Origin of the sequence: Bacillus sp. 41-22, assembly GCF_025809295.1 — a bacterium.
Taxonomy (GTDB): domain Bacteria; phylum Bacillota; class Bacilli; order Bacillales; family Bacillaceae_G; genus Bacillus_A; species Bacillus_A mycoides.
In genome coordinates this window covers 106,745-129,579 of record NZ_CP084035.1, presented here as the reverse complement: position 1 = coordinate 129,579, position 22,835 = coordinate 106,745, and the positions used below count along the sequence as shown (strand labels likewise).

The 22,835-nt window shown below is 40.1% G+C and carries 25 protein-coding genes and 1 other annotated feature; all 25 genes read right to left on the bottom strand.

From position 1 onward, the window contains the following. Nucleotides 1-7: 7 nt before the first annotated feature. Nucleotides 8-286 carry a 30S ribosomal protein S19 gene (rpsS, locus tag LCF45_RS00690; RefSeq protein ID WP_000124452.1) on the bottom strand — a complete coding sequence of 93 codons (279 nt, stop codon included), beginning with the start codon at nucleotides 284-286 and terminating at the stop codon, nucleotides 8-10. Nucleotides 287-346: 60 nt separating this feature from the next. Further along, on the bottom strand, nucleotides 347-1,177 hold the full coding sequence (gene rplB, locus LCF45_RS00685; protein ID WP_000511584.1) for a 50S ribosomal protein L2: 831 nt from the start codon (nucleotides 1,175-1,177) through the stop codon (nucleotides 347-349). A 28-nt stretch (nucleotides 1,178-1,205) separates the two neighbouring features. Beyond that, entirely contained in the window at nucleotides 1,206-1,496 is a 291-nt protein-coding gene (gene rplW, locus LCF45_RS00680; RefSeq protein WP_001205557.1) for a 50S ribosomal protein L23, read from the bottom strand. Continuing rightward, a complete protein-coding gene (rplD, locus tag LCF45_RS00675) occupies nucleotides 1,496-2,119 on the bottom strand; it encodes a 50S ribosomal protein L4 (protein WP_001127261.1) in 624 nt (207 codons plus the stop codon). The genes rplW and rplD overlap by 1 nt, the downstream gene beginning before the upstream one ends. Nucleotides 2,120-2,144: 25 nt before the next feature. Next, nucleotides 2,145-2,777, bottom strand: a complete 633-nt coding sequence (gene rplC, locus LCF45_RS00670) for a 50S ribosomal protein L3 (protein ID WP_000160209.1) — start codon at nucleotides 2,775-2,777, stop codon at nucleotides 2,145-2,147. Between the two features lie 34 nt (nucleotides 2,778-2,811). Continuing rightward, a complete protein-coding gene (gene rpsJ, locus LCF45_RS00665; RefSeq protein WP_001040595.1) occupies nucleotides 2,812-3,120 on the bottom strand; it encodes a 30S ribosomal protein S10 in 309 nt (102 codons plus the stop codon). Between the two features lie 400 nt (nucleotides 3,121-3,520). Next, a complete protein-coding gene (gene tuf / locus LCF45_RS00660; protein WP_002009778.1) occupies nucleotides 3,521-4,711 on the bottom strand; it encodes an elongation factor Tu in 1,191 nt (396 codons plus the stop codon). A 117-nt stretch (nucleotides 4,712-4,828) separates the two neighbouring features. Beyond that, a complete protein-coding gene (gene fusA, locus LCF45_RS00655) occupies nucleotides 4,829-6,907 on the bottom strand; it encodes an elongation factor G (protein WP_002169326.1) in 2,079 nt (692 codons plus the stop codon). 207 nt (nucleotides 6,908-7,114) lie between these two features. Further along, the gene (gene rpsG, locus LCF45_RS00650) at nucleotides 7,115-7,585 is read right to left on the bottom strand and encodes a 30S ribosomal protein S7 (RefSeq protein WP_001137492.1); all 471 of its coding nucleotides are present in this window, start codon (nucleotides 7,583-7,585) and stop codon (nucleotides 7,115-7,117) included. Nucleotides 7,586-7,614: 29 nt separating this feature from the next. Next, the gene (gene rpsL / locus LCF45_RS00645; protein ID WP_001142341.1) at nucleotides 7,615-8,037 is read right to left on the bottom strand and encodes a 30S ribosomal protein S12; all 423 of its coding nucleotides are present in this window, start codon (nucleotides 8,035-8,037) and stop codon (nucleotides 7,615-7,617) included. A 114-nt stretch (nucleotides 8,038-8,151) separates the two neighbouring features. Further along, complete coding sequence (locus LCF45_RS00640) at nucleotides 8,152-8,400, bottom strand: 50S ribosomal protein L7ae-like protein (RefSeq protein WP_000121833.1); 249 nt, start codon at nucleotides 8,398-8,400, stop codon at nucleotides 8,152-8,154. 113 nt (nucleotides 8,401-8,513) lie between these two features. Beyond that, the gene (rpoC, locus tag LCF45_RS00635) at nucleotides 8,514-12,125 is read right to left on the bottom strand and encodes a DNA-directed RNA polymerase subunit beta' (RefSeq protein ID WP_002009783.1); all 3,612 of its coding nucleotides are present in this window, start codon (nucleotides 12,123-12,125) and stop codon (nucleotides 8,514-8,516) included. Nucleotides 12,126-12,162: 37 nt separating this feature from the next. Further along, a complete protein-coding gene (rpoB, locus tag LCF45_RS00630) occupies nucleotides 12,163-15,696 on the bottom strand; it encodes a DNA-directed RNA polymerase subunit beta (RefSeq protein WP_002113316.1) in 3,534 nt (1,177 codons plus the stop codon). Nucleotides 15,697-15,987: 291 nt separating this feature from the next. Beyond that, nucleotides 15,988-16,587 (bottom strand): class I SAM-dependent methyltransferase, encoded by a 600-nt coding sequence (locus LCF45_RS00625; RefSeq protein ID WP_002124684.1) that lies wholly within the window; start codon nucleotides 16,585-16,587, stop codon nucleotides 15,988-15,990. Between the two features lie 76 nt (nucleotides 16,588-16,663). Beyond that, nucleotides 16,664-17,023: a 50S ribosomal protein L7/L12 gene (gene rplL / locus LCF45_RS00620; RefSeq protein ID WP_002009788.1), complete on the bottom strand. Its 360-nt coding sequence runs from the start codon at nucleotides 17,021-17,023 to the stop codon at nucleotides 16,664-16,666. Between the two features lie 67 nt (nucleotides 17,024-17,090). After that, complete coding sequence (rplJ, locus tag LCF45_RS00615) at nucleotides 17,091-17,591, bottom strand: 50S ribosomal protein L10 (RefSeq protein WP_002009790.1); 501 nt, start codon at nucleotides 17,589-17,591, stop codon at nucleotides 17,091-17,093. A 39-nt stretch (nucleotides 17,592-17,630) separates the two neighbouring features. Beyond that, nucleotides 17,631-17,776 (bottom strand) — a sequence feature (ribosomal protein L10 leader region). A gap of 49 nt (nucleotides 17,777-17,825) precedes the next feature. Further along, nucleotides 17,826-18,518 carry a 50S ribosomal protein L1 gene (gene rplA / locus LCF45_RS00610; protein WP_002009792.1) on the bottom strand — a complete coding sequence of 231 codons (693 nt, stop codon included), beginning with the start codon at nucleotides 18,516-18,518 and terminating at the stop codon, nucleotides 17,826-17,828. Between the two features lie 180 nt (nucleotides 18,519-18,698). Continuing rightward, nucleotides 18,699-19,124: a 50S ribosomal protein L11 gene (gene rplK / locus LCF45_RS00605; protein WP_001085872.1), complete on the bottom strand. Its 426-nt coding sequence runs from the start codon at nucleotides 19,122-19,124 to the stop codon at nucleotides 18,699-18,701. A gap of 168 nt (nucleotides 19,125-19,292) precedes the next feature. Then, nucleotides 19,293-19,826, bottom strand: a complete 534-nt coding sequence (gene nusG, locus LCF45_RS00600) for a transcription termination/antitermination protein NusG (RefSeq protein ID WP_002009795.1) — start codon at nucleotides 19,824-19,826, stop codon at nucleotides 19,293-19,295. 131 nt (nucleotides 19,827-19,957) lie between these two features. Further along, nucleotides 19,958-20,137, bottom strand: coding sequence for a preprotein translocase subunit SecE (gene secE, locus LCF45_RS00595; RefSeq protein WP_002009797.1), 180 nt, complete (start codon nucleotides 20,135-20,137; stop codon nucleotides 19,958-19,960). 32 nt (nucleotides 20,138-20,169) lie between these two features. After that, the gene (rpmG, locus tag LCF45_RS00590) at nucleotides 20,170-20,316 is read right to left on the bottom strand and encodes a 50S ribosomal protein L33 (RefSeq protein WP_012260172.1); all 147 of its coding nucleotides are present in this window, start codon (nucleotides 20,314-20,316) and stop codon (nucleotides 20,170-20,172) included. A gap of 128 nt (nucleotides 20,317-20,444) precedes the next feature. Further along, complete coding sequence (locus tag LCF45_RS00585) at nucleotides 20,445-21,104, bottom strand: RNA polymerase factor sigma-70 (RefSeq protein ID WP_002009799.1); 660 nt, start codon at nucleotides 21,102-21,104, stop codon at nucleotides 20,445-20,447. A gap of 67 nt (nucleotides 21,105-21,171) precedes the next feature. Continuing rightward, nucleotides 21,172-21,684, bottom strand: coding sequence for an NYN domain-containing protein (locus tag LCF45_RS00580; protein ID WP_002169327.1), 513 nt, complete (start codon nucleotides 21,682-21,684; stop codon nucleotides 21,172-21,174). A gap of 3 nt (nucleotides 21,685-21,687) precedes the next feature. Beyond that, nucleotides 21,688-22,431 (bottom strand): 23S rRNA (guanosine(2251)-2'-O)-methyltransferase RlmB, encoded by a 744-nt coding sequence (gene rlmB / locus LCF45_RS00575; RefSeq protein WP_002091503.1) that lies wholly within the window; start codon nucleotides 22,429-22,431, stop codon nucleotides 21,688-21,690. After that, entirely contained in the window at nucleotides 22,428-22,835 is a 408-nt protein-coding gene (locus LCF45_RS00570; RefSeq protein WP_002063411.1) for a Mini-ribonuclease 3, read from the bottom strand. The genes rlmB and LCF45_RS00570 overlap by 4 nt, the downstream gene beginning before the upstream one ends.

Below are 22,835 nucleotides of genomic sequence, written 5' to 3'. Positions count from 1 at the left end.
CCTCTCATTATCTTCTAGTTTTCTTATCGTCAGCAAGGTGACCTTTATACGTACGAGTTGGTGCGAATTCACCTAACTTATGGCCAACCATATCCTCAGTGATGTACACAGGTACGTGTTTACGACCATCATATACAGCAATTGTATGTCCGATGAACTGAGGGAAGATTGTTGAACGGCGAGACCAAGTTTTAACAACTTGTTTTTGCTCAGATGCAACTAATTTTTCCATTTTGTTCATTAAGTGATCATCGACAAATGGTCCTTTTTTTAAGCTACGAGCCATTTTGGTGCCTCCCTTCGTGATTGGCGTACGGTTCTTGAAATGAACCGTACTACAATCCCATTATTTTTTACGACGACGAACGATAAATTTATCAGACGCTTTGTTTTTCTTACGAGTCTTGAATCCAAGAGTTGGTTTACCCCATGGAGACATTGGAGACTTACGTCCGATTGGAGAGCGTCCTTCACCACCACCGTGTGGGTGATCAACCGGGTTCATTACAGAACCACGAACTGTTGGGCGCTTACCTAACCAGCGAGAGCGACCTGCTTTACCGATTTTGATAAGTTCGTGTTGTTCGTTACCAACTTGACCGATTGAAGCGCGACAAGCAGATAATACTAAACGTACTTCACCAGAAGTTAAACGTACAAGTACGTATTTTCCTTCTTTACCAAGTACTTGAGCAGATGTACCAGCAGAACGGACTAATTGTCCTCCACGACCAGGCTTAAGCTCGATATTATGAACAACAGTACCTACTGGAATGTTGATTAATGGTAATGCGTTACCGATTTTAATGTCAGCTTCAGGGCCAGACATAACTTCCATACCTACTTCTAAAGTTTTAGGAGCAAGAATGTAACGTTTTTCACCGTCAACGTAGTTAATTAATGCGATATTCGCAGAGCGGTTTGGATCGTATTCGATCGTAGCAACGCGTCCTGGAATTCCATCTTTGTTACGCTTAAAGTCGATGATACGGTATTGACGCTTATGTCCGCCACCTTGATGACGTACAGTAATTTTACCTTGGTTATTACGACCAGCCTTTTTGCTTAAAGGAGCAAGTAAAGACTTTTCTGGTCTGTCGGTCGTGATTTCAGCGAAATCATTCGTAGTCATGTTACGACGACCGTTAGTAGTTGGATTATACTTTTTAATTCCCATCTCAATTTCCCTCCTTCTTTAGTAAGAATTAAACGCCTTGGAAGATTTCGATTTCTTTGCTGTCAGCAGTTAGCTTAACGATTGCTTTACGACGACGGCTAGTAAAACCAGCGTGACGACCAACACGTTTTGCTTTCGGCTTGTAGTTCATGATATTTACTTTGTCTACATTAACACCAAAGATCGCTTCTATAGCGTCTTTAACCTCTGTTTTATTAGATTTAACGTCCACGTCGAACGTGTATTTTTTTTCAGCCATCATTTCCATAGAACGTTCAGTGATAACTGGGCGCTTAATGATATCACGAGGATCTCTCATTATGCAAGCACCTCCTCTACTTTTTCCACTGCCGCTTTTGTCATGATTAGCTTATCATGATGAAGCACATCTAGCACGTTTACGCCATCAGCAGTGATTACTGTTACTCCAGGGATATTGCGAGCAGATAACTCTACAGATTCGTTTGCATCAGCAGTTACGATAAGAGCTTTCTTCTCAACAGTTAATCCTTTAAGTACTGCTACCATGTCTTTTGTTTTTGGTGCATTTAACACTAGGTCCTCAAGAACTACAATGTTGTTCTCAACTACTTTAGTAGCTAATGCAGATTTGATTGCTAAACGACGAACTTTCTTAGGAAGTTTGTACGCATAGCTTCTTGGTGTAGGTCCGAATACCGTACCACCACCACGCCATTGAGGAGAGCGGATAGAACCTTGACGAGCACGTCCAGTTCCTTTTTGACGCCATGGTTTACGACCACCACCACGAACTTCAGAGCGAGTTTTTACTTTGTGTGTACCTTGACGTAAAGATGCACGTTGCATCATTACAGCTTCAAATAGTACAGCTTCATTTGGTTCGATACCGAAAATAGCTTCAGCTAATTCGATTTCACCAACCTGTGAACCAGTTTGGTTATATACAGTAACTTTTGGCATTGGAATTCCTCCTTCCTATTGTGAATTATTTGCTAACCTTCACAGCGCCTTGAACAACTACAAGAGATTTCTTAGCACCTGGAACGTTACCTTTTACTAGTAATAAGTTGCGCTCAGTGTCAACTTGAACGATTTCTAAGTTTTGGATAGTAACTTGGTCTCCACCCATACGTCCAGCAAGTTTTTTGCCTTTGAATACACGGTTCGGAGCAACTGGCCCCATTGAACCTGGACGACGGTGATAGCGAGAACCATGAGACATAGGTCCGCGAGATTGTCCGTGGCGTTTAATAACACCTTGGAAACCTTTACCTTTAGAAATTCCTGTTACGTCAACGATTTCACCTGCAGCGAAAACTTCAACTTTTACCTCTTGACCAACCTCTAATCCGTCCACGTCTGCATCGCGGATTTCGCGAATGAAGCGCTTAGGAGTTGTAGATGCTTTAGCAGTGTGGCCTTGTTCAGGTTTGTTAGTTAACTTTTCACGTTTATCTTCAAATCCTAACTGAATTGCGTTGTAGCCATCAGTTTCAGTTGTTTTCTTTTGAAGAACAACGTTTGGATTAGCAGCGATTACCGTTACTGGGATTAACTCACCGTTCTCAGCAAATACTTGAGTCATACCGATCTTTCTTCCTAAGATTCCTTTGGTCATGAGTTACACCTCCTACATTTTTAAGTTATATGAATTATAGTTTGATTTCGATATCTACACCAGATGGTAAATCTAAACGCATTAATGAATCTACTGTTTGCGGAGTAGGACTCACGATGTCGATTAGACGTTTGTGTGTGCGCATTTCGAATTGTTCACGAGAATCTTTGTACTTATGAACAGCACGAAGAATTGTGTAAATAGTCTTCTCAGTTGGTAATGGGATCGGACCAGAAACTGTTGCCCCAGAACGCTTAGCTGTTTCTACAATTTTCTCAGCTGATTGATCAAGAATACGGTGATCATAAGCTTTTAAACGGATACGAATTTTTTCTTTTGCCATTATTTTCCCTCCTTCGTTCGCCTATTTCTAAAATAGACCTTCTCCATGGAAATTTCCCCACACCATGCCATGGCAAAGCGGCCGGGTGTGTCAGCAACCTTCCACTTCATCGCAGTCAAAGACCAACATTGTCTATTATACAATGTTATTCGTCTAGATGCAAGCATCTTTTTGTTCGCATCTGCTTTTCTCTACTTTTGCTATTATACATGGCACTTTAAAGAATATCAAGTTTTCATCTACTCTTATTCACCTTACAGTTTTTGGGTGTTGTTTTCGTTTTATATACTATAGAAGAAACTCATCCAAAAATAGAAAATACATCTCTTTCTTCTATAGTAATAAGCAATAAAAAAACTCAAGGGAGAATCCCTTGAGTTTTTAATAATCTAATTAAAGACTACTCAGCAACGATTGTAGCAACTACACCGTAACCTACTGTACGTCCACCTTCACGAATAGAGAATTTAGTTCCCTCTTCGATAGCGATTGGAGCGATAAGTTCGATAGTCATTTCGATGTTGTCACCAGGCATTACCATTTCAGTACCTTCTGGTAATTGGATGATACCAGTTACGTCAGTTGTACGGAAGTAGAACTGTGGACGGTAGTTAGCGAAGAATGGAGTATGACGTCCACCTTCTTCTTTAGATAATACGAAAACCTCAGCTTTGAATTTAGCGTGTGCTTTTACAGAGCCAGTTTTAGCAAGAACTTGTCCACGTTGGATGTCTTCACGAGCAACCCCACGAAGTAGAGCACCGATGTTGTCTCCAGCTTGAGCTTGGTCAAGAAGCTTACGGAACATTTCTACACCAGTTACAGTTGTAGTAGCATTCTCTTCAGCAAGACCGATGATTTCTACTACGTCACCAACTTTAACGATTCCACGCTCAACACGACCAGTTGCAACTGTACCACGACCTGTGATAGAGAATACATCCTCGATAGGCATTAAGAATGGTTTGTCAGTTTCACGTTCTGGAGTTGGGATGTAAGCATCAACTTCAGTCATTAATTCGATGATTTTTTCTTCCCACTCAGCTTCTCCTTGAAGAGCTTTAAGAGCAGAACCTTTAATTACAGGAATATCGTCGCCTGGGAATCCGTATTCAGATAATAGGTCGCGAACTTCCATTTCTACTAATTCTAATAATTCTTCGTCATCTACCATGTCGCATTTGTTTAAGAATACAACGATGTAAGGAACACCTACTTGACGAGAAAGAAGGATGTGCTCACGTGTTTGAGGCATTGGACCATCAGCAGCAGATACTACTAAGATACCGCCGTCCATTTGAGCAGCACCAGTGATCATGTTTTTAACATAGTCAGCATGACCTGGGCAGTCAACGTGTGCATAGTGACGAGTTTCAGTTTCGTACTCAACGTGTGCAGTTGAGATTGTGATTCCGCGCTCTCTTTCTTCTGGAGCAGCGTCGATTTGATCGTATCCGCGTGCTTCAGCACCACCAGCTTTTGCAAGAACTGTAGTGATCGCAGCAGTTAATGTAGTTTTACCATGGTCAACGTGGCCGATTGTACCGATGTTAACATGGGGTTTAGAACGTTCGAATTTAGCTTTAGCCATTCTAAATTCCTCCTTAGTTTATATGGGTTATTTTATATTTAGACTAGAAAGTGAAACTTGCGTCTCACTTTCTAAGCTTACATAAGTAGTTATACTTGAACAATCGATAAAAATCAATTATTCACCTTTATTTTTTTTAATAATTTCTTCAGAAACAGACTTCGGTACTTCTTCATAATGATCAAATGTCATTGAGAATGTTCCGCGTCCTTGAGTGTTAGAACGTAATGCCGTTGCATAACCGAACATTTCAGAAAGTGGAACCATAGCGCGAACAACTTGAGCGTTACCGCGAGCTTCCATACCTTCTACACGTCCACGACGAGATGTTACGTCGCCCATAATGTCACCCATGTACTCTTCAGGAATTACAACTTCAACTTTCATCATTGGCTCAAGAATTACTGGGCTACATTTAGAAACCGCAGCTTTAAGCGCCATAGATGCAGCGATTTTGAACGCCATCTCAGATGAATCGACATCATGGTAAGATCCGTCAACTAACGCAGCTTTGATGTCAACTAGTGGATAACCAGCTAGTACACCATTTTTAAGTGAGTCTTCAAGACCCGCTCCAACAGCTGGGATGTATTCACGTGGAACTACACCGCCGACGATTTTGTTTTGGAATTCAAAACCTTTACCTTCTTCATTAGGTTCAAACTCAATCCAAACGTGACCGAATTGTCCACGACCACCAGATTGACGAGCGAACTTACCTTCAACTTTCGCAGCAGCGCGGAAAGTCTCACGGTATGCTACCTGAGGAGCACCAACGTTTGCTTCCACTTTGAATTCACGGCGCATACGGTCAACGATGATATCAAGGTGAAGTTCACCCATACCAGCGATGATTGTTTGGCCAGTTTCTTGGTCAGTGTGAGCACGGAATGTTGGATCTTCTTCAGAAAGCTTAGATAATGCTGTACCCATTTTATCTTGGTCAGCTTTAGATTTTGGTTCGATAGCTACAGAGATAACTGGTTCTGGGAATTCCATAGACTCAAGGATAACAAGGCTCTTCTCGTCACAAAGAGTATCACCAGTAGTAGTATCTTTTAAACCTACAGCAGCAGCGATATCACCAGCGTAAACTGTTGAAATCTCTTCACGGCTGTTAGCGTGCATTTGTAGGATACGACCTACACGCTCACGCTTACCTTTAGTTGAGTTTTTCACGTATGATCCAGAGTTTAACACACCAGAGTACACACGGAAGAACGTTAACTTACCAACATAAGGATCAGTCATGATTTTGAATGCTAAAGCTGCGAATGGTTCTTCATCGCTAGACTTACGCTCGATAGCTTCATCTGTATCCGGAAGAGTACCTTTAATAGCAGGTACATCTAATGGAGATGGTAGGTAGTCGATAACTGCGTCTAACAGAATTTGAACACCTTTATTTTTGAATGCAGAACCACAGATTACTGGGAAGAATTCTACAGAAGTTGTAGCCTTACGGATACCAGCTTTAAGCTCTTCTACAGTGATTTCTTCACCTTCTAGGTACTTCATCATCATTTCTTCATCAAGCTCAGCTACCGCTTCAATAAGTTTTCCACGGTATTCTTCAGCTAATTCTTTATGCTCTTCAGGAATTTCGACACGCTCGATGTCTGTTCCTAAATCGTTAGAGTACATGTAAGCACACTCTTCAACAAGGTCAATGATACCATTGAACTCATCTTCAGCACCGATTGGTAACTGAATTGGATGTGCGTTTGCTTGTAAACGATCGTGGATTGTTCCTACAGAGTATAAGAAATCTGCACCAATCTTATCCATTTTGTTAACGAATACGATACGAGGTACACCATAAGTAGTAGCCTGACGCCAAACAGTTTCTGTTTGTGGTTCTACACCAGATTGTGCATCAAGTACTGCTACTGCGCCATCAAGTACGCGTAAAGAACGTTCTACTTCTACTGTGAAATCTACGTGTCCTGGAGTGTCAATGATATTTACACGGTGACCTTTCCATTGTGCTGTAGTTGCAGCAGAAGTAATTGTGATACCACGTTCTTGCTCTTGCTCCATCCAGTCCATCTGAGATGCACCTTCATGAGTTTCACCGATTTTATGAATACGTCCTGTGTAATACAGAATACGCTCAGTTGCTGTTGTTTTACCAGCATCGATGTGAGCCATGATACCAATATTACGAGTGTTTTCTAAAGAGAACTCTCTAGTCATTTGGTGTCTTGCTCCTTCCATATATGGATTGGATTATTTTATTTTAAGTAGCAAAAAAGCCACTTTATATTGTTACATATGCCAGTGTCCAGTACCCTCATTATGTAAAACGAGCGCCCAACGAAAGGGAGAGGCATTCTCCCTCTCCACACTTCCATAAGCGACAAATAAAGCGGTTTATGCTTACAATTTATTTTACGTTGAATCCTACCAACGGTAATGAGCAAATGCTTTGTTAGCTTCTGCCATTTTATGAGTGTCTTCACGTTTCTTAACAGATGCACCAGCGTTGTTAGCTGCATCTAAGATTTCGTAAGCTAGACGCTCTTCCATAGTTTTTTCACCACGAAGACGAGCATAGTTTACTAACCAGCGAAGACCTAAAGTTGTACGGCGTTCTGGACGAACCTCAACTGGAACTTGGTAGTTAGCACCACCAACACGACGAGCGCGTACTTCAAGAACAGGCATGATGTTCTTAAGAGCTTGCTCGAATACTTCCATTGGTTCTTTATCTGAACGTTCACGAACGATATCGAAAGCGTTATAAAGAATTGTTTGAGATTTACCTTTTTTACCGTCAACCATCATTTTGTTGATTAGGCGTGTTACAAGTTTAGAATTGTACATTGGATCTGGTAACACGTCACGTTTCGCAACAGGTCCTTTACGAGGCATATTGAGTTCCTCCTTTCATTATAAGTTTATTATTTTTTAGCAGGTTTTGGTCGCTTAGTACCATATTTAGAACGTCCTTGCATACGTTTGTCAACACCAGCTGTATCAAGCGCACCACGAACGATGTGGTAACGTACCCCTGGTAAATCCTTTACTCGACCACCGCGAATTAATACTACGCTATGCTCTTGTAGGTTATGACCGATACCTGGGATGTAAGCTGTAACTTCAATACCGTTTGTTAAACGTACACGAGCGTATTTACGTAACGCTGAGTTCGGTTTCTTCGGAGTCATTGTACCAACACGAGTACACACACCACGTTTTTGAGGTGCAGAGATATCAGTTGATTTTTTCTTTAAAGAATTAAAACCTTTGTTTAACGCAGGTGATTTAGACTTCCATACTTTATCAGTACGACCATTTCTCACTAATTGGTTAATAGTAGGCATTTGATTATCCTCCCTTCGCATGTTTGTATGACCACATATCCAGGTGGTTCATTATTAGTTGAAAACAAAGTTTTTGCAAGGAAGAGCAAATGCTCTCTCCTCACAAAAACAGTTTTAACTTATTATTCCTATTGCTGAAGCTCCCACTTGAATCCCCGAAACTTTTCCAAGCTTACGAACTGATTCAACTTTGGTTATGGGTATGTTATGTTGCAAGGCAGTACGAATGATAACATGGGTTAACCGCACATCAGCATCTTCCGCAATAACAACTTCTTTAACTATACCATTTTTGATTGCTTCCAATGTTCGTTTATGACCAACGACTACATTTTCAGCATTTGACACTTTTTGATAAGACATTTAAATATCCTCCAAAGCATCGTTCAGGAGCAACCTTGATTATAGTAACATTTTGTCTCATACAATGTCAACTAGGATCAGCTGTTTTTATACAAAATTTACGACGGAAAATTTTACTGTTCCACATAAACTTCATCGTTTTCTACATTCATGTTATCTTGTGTTGTTTTTACAAGATCCACTTTGCGATAACGATTCATACCTGTTCCAGCAGGAACAAGCTTACCGATAATAACATTCTCTTTCAATCCTAGAAGCTCATCGCGTTTACCCTTAATTGCTGCATCTGTTAGAACACGAGTTGTTTCTTGGAATGACGCCGCAGATAAGAACGAGTCTGTCTCAAGTGAAGCTTTTGTAATACCAAGTAGAACCGGTCTAGCCGTTGCTGGTTGTTTACCTTTCAGTAACACCTTCGCATTCGCATCAGTAAACTGATGAATATCTAGTAATGTTCCTGGTAATACATCTGTTTCACCCGCATCACTTACACGAACTTTACGTAGCATTTGACGTACCATTACTTCTACGTGTTTGTCACCAATTTCTACCCCTTGCATACGGTATACTTTTTGAACTTCACGTAATAAGTATTCTTGAACTGCTGTAATGTCCGTTACTTTTAGTAATTCCTTCGGATCAATAGAACCTTCTGTTAACTCTTTACCGTGGCTAATTGGCTGTCCTAGAGTTACTTTCAGACGAGCACCGTAAGGAATAGCATACGTACGAGCTTCAACTTCACCCTGTACAACTACTTCTTGGCGATCTTTAACATCGTTGATCGCTGCGATAACACCGTCAATTTCACTGATAACTGCCTGACCCTTCGGATTACGAGCTTCGAAGATCTCTTGGATACGAGGTAAACCTTGTGTGATATCATCCCCGGCAACCCCACCTGTATGGAACGTACGCATCGTTAACTGTGTACCTGGCTCACCGATAGATTGAGCTGCGATAATACCTACCGCTTCTCCTACTTCTACGTCTGTACCAGTTGCTAAGTTACGACCGTAACACTTCTTACATACACCATGGCGAGTATTACACGTAAACGCTGAACGAATGTTTACAGTTTCAACACCCGACTTTTCAACGATATGAGCAATATCTTCAGTAATTAATTGATTTTCAACAACTAATACTTCACCTGTTTCAGGATGTTTTACAGTTTTTCTTGCAAAACGTCCAACAAGACGATCATATAGTGACTCAATAACTTCATTACCCTCTTTAATCGCACCAATTAGTAAACCGCGATCTGTTCCACAATCATCTTGACGAACAATTACATCTTGTGCAACGTCTACAAGACGACGTGTTAAGTAACCAGAATCGGCAGTTTTAAGTGCTGTATCGGCAAGACCTTTACGCGCACCATGCGTAGAGATGAAGTACTCAAGTACTGTTAAACCTTCACGGAAACTCGATTTGATCGGAAGCTCAATGATACGACCAGATGGATTGGCCATCAGACCACGCATACCAGCAAGCTGAGTAAAGTTCGATGCGTTACCACGGGCACCGGAATCACTCATCATGAAGATTGGGTTGCGTTTATTCAAGGATTTCATCAGCTTTCCTTGGATAACATCTTTTGCATTACTCCAAATAGAGATAACACGATCGTAACGTTCTTCTTCCGTGATTAAACCGCGACGGAATTGTTTAATTACATTATCTACTTTTGCTTGTGCTTCATGGAGAATTTCATCTTTTTCACCTAATACAAGAATATCTGATACCCCAACTGTAATACCAGCTTTTGTAGAGTATTTAAATCCTAAGTTTTTCATACGGTCAAGCATGCGAGACGTTTCTGTAATTTGGAAACGTTTGAATACTTCCGCAATAATATTACCAAGGATTTTCTTGCTAAATGGTGCCACTTCTTCGCGACTAGCAATAATTTCTTTAATGTTCGCACCTTTTTCAACGAAATATTCCGCTGGTGTTTCTTTTTCAAGGTTTGAGTTTGTTGGTTCATTAATATAAGGGAACGACTCTGGTAAGATTTCGTTAAATATTAATTTACCAACTGTCGTTAATAGAAGCTTACTCTTTTGCTCTTCAGTAAACGTTACATTATTTACCGAACTCGCAGCAACTGCAACACGTGTGTGCAGATGTACATATCCATTTTGGTATGCAAGTATTGCTTCGTTTGCATCTTTGAAGACCATACCTTCACCGATTGCACCCTCGCGCTCAAGTGTTAAGTAATAGTTACCTAATACCATATCCTGAGATGGAGTAACAACTGGTTTTCCGTCTTTTGGATTCAAGATGTTTTGTGCCGCTAACATAAGGATACGAGCTTCTGCTTGTGCCTCTGATGATAACGGAACGTGAACCGCCATTTGGTCACCGTCAAAGTCCGCGTTGTATGCAGTACATACAAGTGGGTGAAGACGGATTGCACGACCTTCTACTAGTGTAGGTTCAAACGCCTGGATACCAAGACGGTGAAGTGTTGGTGCGCGGTTTAGAAGTACTGGATGCTCTTTAATCACAGATTCTAAAACGTCCCAAACTTCAGGGTGTACACGCTCGATTTTACGTTTAGCACTCTTAATGTTGTGTGCTAATCCTTTTCCAACTAACTCTTTCATAACGAAAGGTTTAAACAATTCAAGTGCCATTTCTTTCGGCAATCCACATTGGTACATCTTTAAGTTCGGTCCTACGACGATTACAGAACGGCCAGAGTAGTCAACACGTTTACCTAATAAGTTTTGACGGAAACGTCCTTGTTTACCTTTAAGCATGTGAGATAGTGATTTTAATGGACGGTTACCTGGTCCAGTAACTGGACGGCCACGGCGACCATTATCGATTAATGCGTCTACAGCTTCTTGTAACATACGTTTTTCGTTTTGAACGATAATGCTTGGTGCACCTAAGTCCAATAGACGTTTTAAACGGTTGTTACGGTTAATTACACGACGATATAAGTCGTTTAAGTCAGAAGTAGCAAAACGTCCACCATCTAACTGTACCATCGGGCGTAGTTCTGGTGGGATAACTGGAAGAACCTCTAAGATCATCCAAGATGGGTGATTTCCAGAGTTACGGAATGCTTCTAATACTTCTAGACGTTTAATAGCACGAGTACGGCGTTGTCCTTGTGCTGTTTTTAATTCTTCTTTTAAGAAGTCTACTTCTTTATCTAAATCGATGTCTTGCAGTAATTTTTTAATCGCTTCTGCACCCATAGCAGCATGGAATGTACTGCCATATCGATCACGATATGCACGGTATTCTTTTTCAGAAAGTAATTGCTTCTTATCAAGTGGTGTATCTCCACTTTCTGTTACAACATAAGAAGCGAAATAAATTACTTCTTCAAGCGCGCGAGGGGACATGTCTAAGACAAGTCCCATGCGGCTCGGGATACCTTTGAAATACCAAATATGAGATACAGGAGCAGCTAATTCGATATGACCCATACGTTCACGACGAACTTTTGCACGCGTTACTTCAACGCCACATCGATCACAAACTACACCTTTATAACGTACACGTTTATATTTCCCGCAATGACATTCCCAGTCCTTTTGTGGTCCGAAAATACGCTCACAGAACAAGCCATCTTTTTCAGGCTTTAACGTACGATAGTTAATTGTTTCTGGTTTCTTAACTTCACCGTATGACCAAGAACGAATCTTGTCAGGTGAAGCAAGTCCAATCTTCATATATTCAAAGTTATTTACATCTATCAAGGGGCCTACCTCCCTTTTAGTCTACAGGTTATCCCAATTATTCCTTAGTTGTCTCAACTTCAACATTCAATTTATCTGCTGATTGATGATCATCGTCATCTTCCGTATCACGCATTTCAATTTCTGTATCGTTGATAGACATCATTTTAACGTCCATACCTAAACTTTGCAGTTCTTTAATCAATACTTTGAATGATTCAGGAACGCCTGGTTCTGGAACATTTTCACCTTTAACAATTGCTTCATACGTCTTAACACGTCCAATAACATCATCAGACTTCACTGTTAAGATTTCTTGAAGAGTATAAGCAGCACCATAAGCTTCAAGTGCCCAAACCTCCATCTCACCGAAACGCTGTCCACCGAACTGAGCTTTACCTCCAAGAGGTTGCTGCGTTACAAGTGAGTATGGTCCAGTAGAACGAGCATGAAGTTTATCGTCAACCATGTGCGCAAGTTTGATCATATACATGACACCAACAGATACACGGTTATCGAATGGCTCACCAGTACGTCCGTCATACAGGATTGTTTTCGCGTCATTTGCCATACCAGCTTCTTCAATTGTGCCCCATACATCTTCCTCACGAGCACCATCGAATACCGGTGTTGCAATGTGAATACCAAGGTATCTTGCTGCCATACCAAGATGAAGCTCTAATACCTGACCGATATTCATACGAGATGGTACCCCTAATGGGTTTAACATGATATCGATTGGCGTACCATCTGGTAAGTAAGGCATATCTTCTTCCGGTAAAATACGGGAGATAACACCTTTGTTACCATGACGACCGGCCATTTTGTCACCTTCAGAAATTTTACGCTTTTGAACGATATATGCACGTACAAGTTGATTCACGCCTGGTGGCAATTCATCGCCATCTTCACGGTTAAACACTTTTACGTCTAAGATAATACCGCCACCACCGTGTGGTACACGTAGTGATGTATCACGTACTTCACGTGCTTTTTCACCGAAGATTGCATGTAATAGACGTTCTTCTGCCGTTAATTCTGTTACACCTTTTGGCGTTACTTTACCAACAAGTAGATCTCCATCTTTTACTTCAGCACCGACGCGAATAATACCGCGCTCGTCAAGATTACGAAGTGCATCTTCTCCAACATTCGGGATATCACGTGTAATTTCTTCTGGTCCAAGCTTCGTATCACGAGCTTCTGATTCATATTCTTCAATATGGATAGAAGTGTACACATCATCTTTTACAAGGCGCTCACTCATGATGATCGCATCCTCATAGTTATAACCGTCCCATGTCATAAAGCCAACAAGCACGTTACGTCCAAGCGCCAGTTCACCTAGTTCCATAGAAGGACCATCCGCAAGGATTTCACCTTTTACAACTTGGTCTCCAACACTTACGATTGGACGTTGGTTGTAGCAAGTTCCTTGGTTAGAACGAATGAATTTTTGCATTTTGTAGCGATCTAAGTCGCCTTTTACTGTTTGACCGTCAACGTCTACATAGCGACGTACCCAAACTTCACGTGCTTCTACGCGCTCAACAACACCAGGCTGTTTACAGATTACTGCAGCACCTGAGTCTTTTGCTGATACGTACTCCATACCTGTACCTACAATCGGAGATTCCGGATTTATTAACGGAACCGCCTGACGTTGCATGTTCGCTCCCATAAGTGCGCGGTTAGAGTCATCGTTTTCTAAGAACGGAATACAAGCTGTCGCTGCCGACACTACTTGTTTTGGAGATACATCCATGTAGTCGATGCGTTCTTTATTTGTGACAATGTTTTCACCACGGAAACGAGCTACGATATCTTCATCAAGGAATTCCCCTACTTCAGATAATTTCATATTCGCTTGGGCTACAACATAGTTATCTTCTTCATCTGCTGTTAAATAATCAACCTGCCCTGTTACAAGACCAGTTTCTGGGTCAACACGACGGTATGGCGTTTCAATGAAACCAAACTCATTTACTTTCGCAAACGAAGATAATGAGTTAATCAAACCGATGTTTGGTCCCTCTGGTGTTTCAATTGGACACATACGACCATAGTGAGAGTAGTGAACGTCACGTACTTCAAAGCCTGCGCGCTCACGCGTTAAACCACCGGGTCCTAATGCAGATAGTCTTCGTTTGTGAGTTAACTCTGCTAATGGGTTTGTTTGATCCATGAACTGAGATAACTGAGAACTTCCGAAGAACTCTTTAATAGATGCAATAACCGGGCGAATGTTAATTAACGCTTGTGGTGTAATTGCATTTGTATCTTGAATCGACATTCTCTCACGAACAACACGTTCCATACGAGAAAGACCGATACGGAATTGGTTTTGTAGTAACTCTCCTACAGAACGCAGACGACGATTTCCTAAGTGGTCAATATCATCTGTATCCCCTACTTTATATAGCAAGTTAAAGAAGTAGCTAATAGAAGCAAGAATATCACCTGGTGTGATGTGTTTTATATCACGAGTAATATTTGCATTCCCAATTACGTTTATAGATCGTTCGCCTTCTGATTCTGGAGCATAAATCTTAATAGATTGCAGCTCAACATCGCCTGCTACCACTCCACCCATTGGTTTCGCTGTTTTGAATCCAATGTTTTTCTCTAAGTAAGGTAGAATGCGATCCAGTGTACGACGATCTAAGACTGTTCCTTCTGCCGCTAAAATTTCACCAGTTTCTGGATCCACCAGTGTTTCAGCTAAACGTTGGTTAAACAATCTGTTTTTAATGTGTAGCTTTTTGTTGATCTTATAGCGACCTACATTTGCTAAATCGTAGCGCTTCGGATCAAAGAAACGAGACACAAGTAAGCTCTTTGCATTTTCTACTGTTGGTGGTTCACCAGGGCGTAGACGCTCATAAATTTCAAGCAATGCCTTCTCAGTGCTATCTGTGTTGTCTTTTTCTAACGTATTGCTTAAGTATTCGTTATCACCTAAAAGCTCGGTGATTTCTTGATCAGAGCCAAACCCTAATGCGCGTAACAAAACAGTTACAGGAAGTTTACGCGTACGGTCAATACGCACATATACAACATCCTTAGCATCTGTTTCATACTCTAACCAAGCTCCGCGGTTTGGAATTACAGTAGCAGTAAAACCACGTTTTCCGTTTTTATCCACTTTGCCACTATAGTATACGCTTGGAGAGCGAACTAACTGGGAAACGATAACACGTTCTGCACCGTTAATTACGAATGTTCCAGTCTCTGTCATGAGTGGGAAATCTCCCATGAACACATCTTGTTCTTTTACTTCACCAGTTTCCTTGTTGATTAGACGCACTTTTACACGAAGTGGTGCTGCATACGTCACATCACGCTCTTTGCATTCTTCTACAGAGTATTTAGGTTCACCCAAGCTGTAGTCGATAAATTCAAGCGATAGATTTCCCGTAAAGTCTTCGATCGGAGAAATGTCTTGGAACATTTCTCGCAAACCCTCATCAAGAAACCACTGATAAGAAGAGGTTTGAATTTCGATAAGATTTGGTAACTCTAATACTTCACTAATACGGGCATAACTTCTTCGTTGGCGGTGGCGTCCGTATTGAACTAGTTGACCTGTCAACTGCTTCACCCCTCAAATCATGAGTATTATAAATGCACAAAAAAATTTGTGCAAAATCACAAATAAATACAACTACTGCTATTAGCGTAGTTTTTTTCTCTTAAAGATAGATACGTTGAGTCTTTCTACCTGCTCAAAAAAGAAAAATGGCTTCTATAAGAAAACCATCATTCTGTTTCATAATCTGCTGATTTTACTATCTTTTCCAAGAGAAGCAAAAATATACATCTTTCTCAACGCAGAAAATCATATATTGGCATTGTATAATGTTAACATAGCCAAAAATAACCGTCAACGCTTTTTTGATTTTATGATATAATATCCTTTTTTCTTTTCTACAACTTCAACTTCAGAAAATACTTCTTCTAGTTTTTTCATCGCAGATGGCGCACCTTGTTTCTTTTGAATAACAATCCACAATTCTCCACCTGAAACTAAATACTCCACAGCCTTTTCTAAAATCTCATGCACGATATCTTTACCAGCACGAATTGGAGGATTAGATAGAATAACAGCATACTTGCCATCTACATTTTCATAGACACTACTTTGCAAAATACGTATATTTTCAATTCTGTTATTAGCGGCATTTTCTTTTGCAAGTCCCAAGGCCCTTTCATTCACATCCACCATGTGAATTTCACGATTTTGAAACTCTTTCGCTAACGACAAACCGATTGGACCGTACCCACATCCTACGTCTAACACATTACCTTTAACATCTGGCATTTGAAACGCTTCAATTAAAAGACGAGAACCAAAGTCCACTTCGTTTTTCGAGAACACCCCATGGTCAGATAAAAAAGTAAATCGAGATTCACGAAGTGTAACTTCCCATCGTTTACGATCACTTTTACTAGAAGGGTCGTTAGAAAAATAATGGTCTGCCATATGGCCACCTCTTTTCTTTACAGTTAAAAAAAAAGCTCGCATAAGAGCGAGCTTTTTTTAAAGCACCAAAAGTTAATTACTTAACTTCTACAGCAGCGCCAACTTCTTCAAGTTTAGCTTTCATTTCTTCAGCTTCCTCTTTAGTAACGCCTTCTTTGATTGCTTTTGGAGTGTTGTCAACTAATTCTTTAGCTTCTTTTAAGCCAAGACCAGTGATTTCACGTACAGCTTTGATAACTTTGATTTTTTGAGCGCCAGCACTTGCAAGTACTACGTCAAATTCAGTTTGCTCAGCAGCAGCTTCACCAGCGCCACCAGCTACAGCTACAGGAGCAGCAGCAGTTACGCCGAATTCTTCCTCGATAGCTTTTACTAAGTCGTTAAGTTCTAATACAGTCATAGATTTAACTGCTTCAATGATTTGTTCTTTAGTCATTGTAAATATCCTCCCTTAAATAGGTTTGTATTGTTTTATAGATAACAAGTAATTATCTTTTAAAAAATTAAGCGCCTTGCTCTTCCTTTTGATCTGCAACTGCTTTAGTAGCAAGTGCAAGGTTACGGATTGGAGCTTGAAGAACGCTAAGAAGCATAGAAAGTAAGCCTTCACGTGATGGAAGAGTAGCGATAGCTTTAACCTCATCAAGTGTTACAAGTTTACCTTCGATTACGCCCGCTTTAATTTCTAAAGCTTCATGATTTTTAGCGAAGTCGTTTAATACTTTCGCAGGAGCAACTACATCCTCGTTACTGAACGCGATTGCGTTTGGTCCTGTTAAGAATTCGTTTAACTCAGCCATTTCAGCAGACTCTGCAGCACGACGAGTTAAAGAGTTTTTGTAAACTTTGAACTCAACGCCAGCTTCACGTAAGTTTTTACGTAATTCTGTTGCTTCAGAAACTGTTAAACCACGGTAGTCAACAACAATTGTAGATTTACTCGCGCGAAGTTTTTCAGCGATTTCAGTTACAACTTGTTGTTTAGTTTCGATTACTTTGCTCATGTTATTACACCTCCTGTAGATTATATAGAAGATGTACCGAAAGTGCACTAAAAACCTCCATGCCCAACTTGTAGACATGGAGGCATATAGTCACAGAAAAAAGATTCCGCTTCGTATATTAACACCTAGGTAGGAAATTAAGTCGAATCGACTCCTACTGTCTACGGTACACTATTAAAATTCACAACATAAATGATTATATTAAAACTTCTTTATGAAGTCAACTTCCAATTTTTACGCAAGTGTAGAAACGTCTACGCGTACGCCAGGTCCCATTGTAGAAGCAACAGTTGCGTTCTTCATGTAAGTACCTTTTGCAGCAGCTGGCTTAGCTTTTTGTAGCGTGTCAGCAATTGTTTTGAAGTTTTCTACTAATTTAGCATCTTCGAAAGATACTTTACCGATTGGAACGTGGATGTTACCAGCTTTATCAACGCGGTATTCAACTTTACCAGCTTTGATTTCGTTAACAGCTTTAGTTACATCGAAAGTAACTGTTCCAGTTTTAGGGTTTGGCATTAAACCTTTAGGTCCTAATACACGACCAAGTTTACCAACTTCACCCATCATGTCAGGAGTTGCTACTACTACATCGAAATCGAACCAACCTTTTTGGATTTTACCGATGTAATCAGCATCGCCTACGAATTCAGCGCCAGCAGCTTCAGCTTCTTTTGCTTTTTCGCCTTTAGCGAATACTAATACACGTTGTACTTTACCAGTACCGTGTGGAAGAACAACTGCACCACGAATTTGTTGGTCAGCTTTCTTAGGGTCAACACCTAAACGGAATGCAGCTTCTACAGTTGCATCAAATTTAGCTGTGTTTGTTTTCTTTACTAATTCTACTGCTTCTGTTGCAGAGTAAGCAGATGCACGATCAACAAGCTTCGCAGCTTCAACGTACTTTTTACCTCTTTTAGCCATGTTTGTTTCCTCCTTGAATGTGGTTTTAGCGGAATAACCTCCCACGTTTACGCCTTCATTCCGGGAACCCCCGAGGATGTGCGCCCATCCATTTATTTAAAAATGATGATCATTTACGATAATAAAGGTTGCGAATTGGAATTCCAGACCCGCAACCTTTTTTACAAAAAACAAATCGAATTAGTCTTCGATAACGATGCCCATACTGCGCGCAGTACCTTCAACCATACGCATTGCAGCTTCTACGCTAGCAGCGTTTAGGTCAGGCATTTTAGTTTCAGCGATTTCGCGTACTTTATCACGCTTAACAGTTGCCACTTTATTACGGTTTGGTTCACCAGAACCAGACTCAATACCAGCTACTTTCTTAAGAAGAACAGCAGCAGGAGGAGTTTTAGTAATGAAAGTGAATGAACGGTCTTCAAATACCGTAATTTCAACAGGGATGATAAGACCAGCTTGATCAGCTGTACGAGCGTTAAACTCTTTACAGAAGCCCATGATGTTAACACCTGCTTGTCCTAATGCTGGACCAACCGGCGGAGCTGGATTAGCTTTACCTGCAGGAATCTGAAGTTTTACCATTTTAATTACCTTTTTAGCCACGAGACACACCTCCTTAAGTCCGTGATGTGGTCAATTGGGCAGTGATTTGCCCTCCCACTTCATATTTTATCATTATGATAAAATCTTTTTCAAAAAACGTCTCCGTTACCGAAGACGTACTGACTTAAAAGATATTATCACTTTTTACAATTCATTTCAAGTTTCATTTTATAATTTTTCAATTTGATGGAAATCAAGTTCAACCGGAGTCTCGCGACCGAACATGTCTACAAGCACGCTAACTTTTTTCTTTTCCACATCAATTTCTTCAATCGCACCTGTATAATCCGCGAATGGCCCCTCATTTACACGCACTGTTTCATGAAGTTCAAATTCGAAATCAACCACTTCATTGTCCATTCCCATATGCTTCATGATGGTAACAACTTCCTCTTCTAATAGAGGCGATGGTTTAGATCCTGAACCAGAAGAACCGACAAAGCCTGTTACACCTGGCGTATTACGAACAACATACCAAGAATCGTCAGTCATGATTAGTTCTACTAATACGTAACCTGGGAACACTTTTCTTTTCGTTATTTTTTCTTTACCATTTTTCATTTCTACTTCTACTTCTTCCGGGACAACAACACGGAAAATTTTATCTTGCATACCCATTGATTCTACACGTTTCTCTAGGTTTGCTTTTACTTTATTTTCATATCCAGAATAAGTATGGACAACATACCAACTTTTTTCCATTCATTTAGGACGAGCGTCCTTCCCTCCCTGACGTACATTTTTTTGCGCAAATGAAAAAACCCGTTCACCGGGCTTTTACACAGTTCTTATAAATAACATTATATCATGGATAAGTGCTTCTTATTCAAGAATTAACCAAGAATTAACCGAATTAAAGAAGAAATGCCCATATCAACCACTGCGAAGAAAATCGCAAAGAACACAACTGTCGCGATAACAGTCGTTGTTGATCGGAGTAATTCATCTTTTTTAGGCCAACTTACTTTTTTCATTTCGCGACCTACATCGCCGAAAAAGTTCGTTAAACGCATCTACGGGACCTCCAGTTTATTATTTCAATTATTTATTTTGTTTCTTTGTGAACTGTATGCTTATTGCATGTTTTACAAAACTTCTTTATCTCAAGTCGCTCTACTGAGCTCGTATCTTTCATCGTAGAGTAGTTTCGATTTTTACACTCTTCACATGAGAGTACAACTTTTTTCCTCATTAGTTACACCAACCTTGTAACATTGTCCCTAAAAATGTATCATACAACAAAAGACAATGTCAATGTCATGACTTTCACTCTCTTAACAAAAAGAAAACAGGTGAATTATTTTACACCTGCGGCACTTGCTATGAATTTAAAGTTGTGCTCTCTCTCATCTCCATATATCTTTCTAATTTCCTTTTTACACGCTGCAATGCGTTATCAATAGATTTCACGTGCCTGTTTAACTGTTCTGAAATTTCTTGATAGGAACGACCATCTAAGTATAAAGAGAGCACTTTTCTTTCTAAATCGCTTAATAATTCAGATATTTTAGATTCTATGTCTGTATATTCTTCCTGACTTATAATCATCTCTTCTGGATCAGTTACTTTCGATTCCGAAATAACATCTAATAATGTTCGATCAGATTCCTCATCGTAAATTGGCTTGTCTAAAGACACATACGAATTTAACGGAATATGTTTTTGCCTTGTTGCTGTTTTAATAGCGGTAATAATTTGTCGAGTGATACACAGTTCAGCAAATGCTTTGAACGAAGACAGCTTGTCCCCTTTATAATCACGAATAGCTTTAAACAATCCAATCATGCCTTCTTGAACAATATCTTCTCGATCGGCACCCACTAAGAAATAAGATCTTGATTTCGCGCGAACAAAGTTCTTATATTTGTGAATTAAATATTCTAGAGCGTCAGTATTACCTTTTCGAACTAACTCAACGATTGCCTCATCCTCTAAATCACGAAATGTAACGTCGCCTACACTTACGAAGCCTGCTTCCACCCTGATCCCTCCGACCGCTATATATTTAGCAATATTATACAGTAAAAAGATAAAGAGCGTCAATGCTTCAACGCTCTCCTCTTCTTAATTTTTCTAATTTTTCTGTAATATCTTCACTAAATATCTTTCGCATGGCGGGTTGCTTTTCTTTCGTGTCTTTTGTACACCTTCTTACTTGTTGTTCCATCGCTTGCACTTCTAACTCTAATTCACGCGCAGATTTTCGAAGTGCACCTTGCGCAAATATAATCCATTGCTCCGTATAATCCGAAGTTGCAACGTATATTTGTGTATTTACATTTCTAAGCTCAATCGCAAGTTGTTCTATCTTTTCATCTGCAGTTTGATTTTTTCTCGTGAATATTACTTCCACCCGTGATTGTTTCATCTTTTTTTCAATACCATAGACTGTATAGGCATCAAAGACAATCATTACCTTTGTGCCTGTATAGCCTTGATAATCCGCCATCTTATCAATAAGTGCGTCTCTTGATGACTGTAAATCTACATCCCGCAGTTTCTTCAAGTCTCCCCAAGCCCCGATAATGTTGTAACCGTCAACGATTAAAATATCGTTCATTTTTTATTTACCAATTTCGTGACGTTTACGATATACCTCATACATTAACAAACTTGCGGCTACTGAAGCATTTAAGGATGTAACTTTACCGACCATCGGTAAAGTAATTAGGAAATCACACTTTTCACCAATAATACGACTCATACCTTTTCCTTCACTACCAATTACTAGTCCGATTGGCATATTACCATCTAAATTACGATAATCTGTTTTCCCTTTGGCATCTGTACCAGCAATCCAAAGTCCACGTTCTTTTAATTCATCAATTGTACGCGATAAGTTTGTTACACGTGCAACAGGAATATATTCAATTGCCCCAGTCGACGCTTTCGCAACTGACGCTGTAAGCCCCACCGCTCTTCTTTTTGGAATAATAACCCCATGAGCCCCTGTTGCATCCGCAGTACGCATAATAGAGCCTAAGTTATGTGGGTCTTCAATTTCATCTAAAATTAAGAAGAACGGATCTTCATTGCGTTTTTCTGCTAATTTAAACAAATCCTCTAACTCAGCATATTGATATGCAGCTACTTGAGCAATTACACCTTGATGATTACCCTCAACCAATTGATCTAATTTCTTCTTTGGTGCGTGTTGCAAGATAACCTTATTCTCTTTTGCTAATGCTAGTACAATTTGCACTTGTCCTTTGGCAGCACCTTCCGCTACCAAAATTTTATTAATATCTCGCCCCGCTCTTAAAGCTTCAATTACAGGGTTACGTCCGATAATATATTCACTACTCATGATGATGTGCTCCCTTCCTTTTCTTCCAAAACGTCAATCGCCTTATATACAATCTCGTCCAATCTTTCACGATTATTCAACAAGTGATGATAACCGATTAGCGCTTCAAAGGCTGTACTGTGTCGATATGTTTGTACATCTGTATTTTTTGGAACAGTACCCGAATTCGCATTACGCCCTCTTCTTAATACCGCCTCTTCCTCTTCTGTCAAAAATGCCGTTTCTAATAAATGATAAACAACTTTCGCCTGTGCTTTTGCCGAAACAAAGCTCGTCCCTAAGCGATGTAATTGATTAGGGCGAACTTTCCCCTTTTGAAGGAGGTGATAGCGGATATATTGCTCATATACCGCATCACCCATATATGCTAAAGCTAAGCTGTTTAATTGCTTTGCATCAATCAT

Bases quoted from the DNA above. Each gene is read 5' to 3' on its own strand.
- rpsS (WP_000124452.1), bottom strand. From the start codon at position 286: ATGGCTCGTAGCTTAAAAAAAGGACCATTTGTCGATGATCACTTAATG.
- rplB (WP_000511584.1), bottom strand. From the start codon at position 1,177: ATGGGAATTAAAAAGTATAATCCAACTACTAACGGTCGTCGTAACATG.
- rplW (WP_001205557.1), bottom strand. From the start codon at position 1,496: ATGAGAGATCCTCGTGATATCATTAAGCGCCCAGTTATCACTGAACGT.
- rplD (WP_001127261.1), bottom strand. From the start codon at position 2,119: ATGCCAAAAGTTACTGTATATAACCAAACTGGTTCACAGGTTGGTGAA.
- rplC (WP_000160209.1), bottom strand. From the start codon at position 2,777: ATGACCAAAGGAATCTTAGGAAGAAAGATCGGTATGACTCAAGTATTT.
- rpsJ (WP_001040595.1), bottom strand. From the start codon at position 3,120: ATGGCAAAAGAAAAAATTCGTATCCGTTTAAAAGCTTATGATCACCGT.
- tuf (WP_002009778.1), bottom strand. From the start codon at position 4,711: ATGGCTAAAGCTAAATTCGAACGTTCTAAACCCCATGTTAACATCGGT.
- fusA (WP_002169326.1), bottom strand. From the start codon at position 6,907: ATGACTAGAGAGTTCTCTTTAGAAAACACTCGTAATATTGGTATCATG.
- rpsG (WP_001137492.1), bottom strand. From the start codon at position 7,585: ATGCCTCGTAAAGGACCTGTTGCGAAACGTGACGTGTTACCAGATCCA.
- rpsL (WP_001142341.1), bottom strand. From the start codon at position 8,037: ATGCCTACTATTAACCAATTAGTGAGAAATGGTCGTACTGATAAAGTA.
- LCF45_RS00640 (WP_000121833.1), bottom strand. From the start codon at position 8,400: ATGTCTTATCAAAAAGTGTCAAATGCTGAAAATGTAGTCGTTGGTCAT.
- LCF45_RS00625 (WP_002124684.1), bottom strand. From the start codon at position 16,587: ATGGCAGACCATTATTTTTCTAACGACCCTTCTAGTAAAAGTGATCGT.
- rplL (WP_002009788.1), bottom strand. From the start codon at position 17,023: ATGACTAAAGAACAAATCATTGAAGCAGTTAAATCTATGACTGTATTA.
- rplJ (WP_002009790.1), bottom strand. From the start codon at position 17,591: ATGAGCAAAGTAATCGAAACTAAACAACAAGTTGTAACTGAAATCGCT.
- rplA (WP_002009792.1), bottom strand. From the start codon at position 18,518: ATGGCTAAAAGAGGTAAAAAGTACGTTGAAGCTGCGAAGCTTGTTGAT.
- nusG (WP_002009795.1), bottom strand. From the start codon at position 19,826: ATGGAAAAAAGTTGGTATGTTGTCCATACTTATTCTGGATATGAAAAT.
- secE (WP_002009797.1), bottom strand. From the start codon at position 20,137: ATGCGTTTAACGAACTTTTTCGGCGATGTAGGTCGCGAAATGAAAAAA.
- rpmG (WP_012260172.1), bottom strand. From the start codon at position 20,316: ATGAGGAAAAAAGTTGTACTCTCATGTGAAGAGTGTAAAAATCGAAAC.
- LCF45_RS00580 (WP_002169327.1), bottom strand. From the start codon at position 21,684: ATGAACGATATTTTAATCGTTGACGGTTACAACATTATCGGGGCTTGG.
- rlmB (WP_002091503.1), bottom strand. From the start codon at position 22,431: ATGAGTAGTGAATATATTATCGGACGTAACCCTGTAATTGAAGCTTTA.
- LCF45_RS00570 (WP_002063411.1), bottom strand. From the start codon at position 22,835: ATGATTGATGCAAAGCAATTAAACAGCTTAGCTTTAGCATATATGGGT.